Origin of the sequence: Frankia sp. AgKG'84/4 (assembly GCF_023242965.2) — a bacterium.
In the GTDB taxonomy this organism is placed as follows: Bacteria; Actinomycetota; Actinomycetes; order Frankiales; family Frankiaceae; genus Frankia.
Map to the genome: position 1 here is coordinate 1 of NZ_JALKFU020000547.1, position 3,637 is coordinate 3,637.

Annotated in this window: 2 protein-coding genes; one reads left to right on the forward strand and one right to left on the reverse strand. The window is 72.9% G+C overall.

The window, feature by feature from the left end; all coding sequences use genetic code 11:
* The first annotated feature begins 824 nt into the window (after positions 1 to 824).
* Positions 825 to 2,120: a glycosyltransferase gene (locus MXD58_RS22925; RefSeq protein WP_248839192.1), complete on the forward strand. Its 1,296-nt coding sequence runs from the start codon at positions 825 to 827 to the stop codon at positions 2,118 to 2,120.
* A 110-nt stretch (positions 2,121 to 2,230) separates the two neighbouring features.
* Here MXD58_RS22925 and efeB read toward each other — a convergent pair whose 3' ends face one another.
* Positions 2,231 to 3,487 (reverse strand): iron uptake transporter deferrochelatase/peroxidase subunit, encoded by a 1,257-nt coding sequence (gene efeB, locus MXD58_RS22930; protein WP_248840514.1) that lies wholly within the window; start codon positions 3,485 to 3,487, stop codon positions 2,231 to 2,233.
* Between the last annotated feature and the right edge of the window lie 150 nt (positions 3,488 to 3,637).

Sequence of the window (3,637 nt, forward strand, 5' to 3'; positions counted from 1 at the left end):
TTCGGGCCGCTTTTGAGGGGCTCCGGGTCCGATTTGTACCTATCAAAGCGGCCCGCGGCAGCGCAGGCACGCGCGGCTGGCGGCGGCTGGTGGCTGGGGGTGATGTCGGGAGGGTGGGAGGTGCGCGCAGGCTCGCGTCTCGGTCGGGGTGGGAGCGGTGTGAGCGTCGTGGTTTCGCGGCGGGGGCATGGCGATCACTTTTCGACGGATCGTGGTGTTCTCGGGTCAGGACGCCACGCGGCATCGGTGATCTCATGGCGAACTAGCCATGGATCATGAATCCTGACCAGCGGGATTGACCGACAAGAAATCGCTCAGGCGGAGGTCGGCGGCCGTCGCGAGATCGGCCCGGTGTGATGCCACGCCACGCCCGCCTCCGTCCGCGTCCCGCCCTGGTTCCGATGACCAGCGAGGCGGTCGAAGCTGGACAAATGGCCGGAGCGATATTCGAACAGCTGGTTGGCGAATTCCGGTGTCGATATGTCCAGGTACATCTGCCTGGTTGGGTGGTGGACCGGCTTCCGTAGCGACTCCGGTTGTGTCTCGGAGTGTGCCGGATGGAAGTAGTCGCCCGTCGCCCATGGCCGTACGGTAATTTTTCGCTCGGCCGCAGAGAATGCCGGCCGAAGCTTGGGCCGGGGGTGTCGGGAAAAGGCCCGAGTTGGGACACCAATTAGCTGGGGGAATTTCGTCATGCGCACGGGAAGAAGTGCGTCCGACGATCGCTGCGCGCAATTGCGGGCGACCGGTGGACGAGACCCGGAAATGTGTTCCGCGCCGGCCCGGCACCATCCGGTGCGCGGCCTCGGTGGCGGCCGGCCGCGATGACGTCGGCGGCCGTGGGTGGCCAGCCCGACGACCTCACCGGTGTGCTGCACTGGCCGGTCGTGCCGCGTCCCCGCGTCCCCCCGGACGACTACGGGCTCGAACCGGTCGCGGAGCCGGACGCGCCCCCGTCCGGCCTGGTCGGGCCGGCACGGCCGCAGGTCTCCGTGGTGGTGCCGACCCGCAACGAGGTGCGCAACGTCGGGCCCCTGCTGCGCCGCCTGGACGAGGCGCTGTGCGGGATGACCGGCGAGGTCATCTTCGTCGACGACTCGGACGACGCGACGCCCGACGAGATCACCCGGATCCGCCCGGGCCTGACCCTGCCGGTGCGCATCCACCACCGCCCGCGCGGGCAACGCCCGGGCGGCCTCGGCGGCGCGGTCACCGAGGGCTTCGCTCTGTGCACCGCGCCCTACGCCGTGATCATCGACGGTGACCTGCAGCATCCGCCCGAGACCATCCCGGCCATGCTCGCCACCGCCGTGCGCGACCAGTCCGACGTGGTGATCGGCAGTCGCTACGTGGCCGGCGGCAGCGCCTCCGGCCTGTCCGGCACCGCCCGTCACCTGGTCTCCACCGGGTCGAACCTGGCCTGCCGGCTCGCCTTCCCGCGCCGGCTGCGCGGCGTCTCCGACGTGATGAGCGGCTTCTTCCTGGTGCGGGTCGCGGCGCTGAACCGGGCCGGACTGCGGCCGGACGGTTACAAGATCCTGTTGGAACTGCTGGCCACCGCCGGCCCGCTGCGCATCCACGAGGTCGGCTACGTCTTCGCCGAACGGCACACCGGTGCCTCGAACGCGTCGCTGGCCGAGGGGATCCGCTTCGCCCGCCGGCTGTTCGCCCTGCGGGTTCCCCGGGCGGCCCGCTTCGCCCTGGTCGGGGCGTCCGGGACCGTCCCGAACCTGCTGGGCACGGCCGCCCTGCACCGTCTCGGCCTGCACTACCTGGCCGCGGCGATCATCGCCACGCAGGTGGCGATCGCCTGGAACTTCGCCGGCTGCGAGCTGTTGGTCTGGGACCGCCGCGCGGGCTCCCGGCTGCGCCGCTACCCGCCGTTCGCCGTCATCAACAACCTCGACCTGGTGATCCGGTTGCCACTGCTGGCGTTGCTGGTCGGCCGGTGGGGGCTGGGGGTGGGCCTGGCCACCCTGCTGTCGCTGGCCGCCGCCGTCCTCGCCCGCTATCTGGTGGTGGAGCGGCTGGTCTACCGGGCTCGGCCGGTGCCGGTCGGGCGGCCGTTCGGGCCGGCGCTGGCGGCCGCGGGGGAGGACGCGCCCGATGCGCTCACCTGAGCACGCCGCCGGCCCCCGCCGCCGATCCCGTCCCCGTGCCGTCTCCCGCCCCGTCTCCCGCCCCGTCCCCCGTGCCGGTCGCCGCGCCGGTCGCCGCTGACACCAGGCGATCACGTGGCGAACAGGGCGCTGGCCCAGGAGTCCTTCTCGTCGCGGACACCGGGCGGGATCGCGAACACGGCGCTGCTGGTGTGCTGGATGTACTCGTTGAGGGCATCCTGGGTGGCCAGGCGGCGCTGGACCGGGATGAAGCCCGTGCGCGGGTCACGTTGGAAGGCGATGAAGAACAGACCGGCGTCGAGCTGCCCGGTCGCCTGGTTGACGCCGTCGGTGTAGGAGTAGCCGCGGCGCAGGATCGTCGCGCCGTTGTTGGTCGCCGGGGCGGCGAGGCGAACGTGGGCGTCCTCGGGAACCACCAGCTCGCCGCTGGCGTCCTTCGCGGTCAGCGGGACAGGGTCGAACTCCTGCGCGGCGCCGAGCGGGGCGCCGCTGCCCTTCACCCGGCCGAACACGTTCTCCTGGTCCCGAAGGTAGTCGCGGTCCCACGACTCCAGCAGCATCCGCACGCGGCGGGTGACGAGGTAGGTGCCGCCGCGCATCCAGGCCTGGTCGCCGTCGGCGCCGACCCAGACATGCTTGTCCAGGGACGCGGCGTCCTCGCGCTTGATGTTGTTCGTGCCGTCCTTGAAGCCCATGAGATTGCGCGGTGTTGCCTGGCTGTCGCTGGTCGTGCTGGTGCGGCCGAAGCCGAGCTGGAACCAGCGGAGCACGGCCGCGCCCTGGGCGAGCCGGCGTAGGTTGCGCACCGCGTGGAAGGCGACCTGTGGATCGTCGGCGCAGGCCTGGACGCACAGGTCGCCGTGGCTGCGCAGCGGGTCCAGGTTGTCGCCCGGCATCGGCGGGATCTCGGCGAGCGCCGCCGGCCGGCGCGCGGCCAGCCCGAACCGCTCGTCGAACAGGCTCGGACCGACCCCGAAGGTGATCGTCAGATTCCCGGCGGTGAGTCCGATGGCCTCGCCGGTGTCCCGCGGCGGGGCCTGCGGGGCCGCCTCGTCGTCGGCGACCGGCTGCCCGGCAGCCATCCGCGCCGCCGCCGTACTCCAGCCGACGATCAGGTCGCGCAGCGCCTCGCGGGTCGTGCCGGCGGTGACGTCGAAGGCCGCGAAGGCCAACCGGTCCTGCGCGTCGGTGGTGATGCCGGCCTGGCGGGCGCCGTGGAAGGGCACCATCCCGGGAGGAGCCGAGGCCGAGATCGGCTTCGGATCGTCCGAACAGGCCGCGGCCGTGGCGCCGACGACGCCGGCCCCCGCGAGACCGGCGGCGCCGAACAATGCCCGCCGGCGCGACAGGCTGATCCCCTCGCCCATGACCACGCACTCCTTCCTGGCGGGCCCCGGCCCGCTCACGGCCGGGGGGGGGGGGGGGCCCCCCCCCCCCCCCCCCCCCCCCCCCCCCCCCAAACCCCCCCCCCCCCCCCCCCCCCCCCGCCAGACCCCCAAGAACCCCCCCCCCACCCC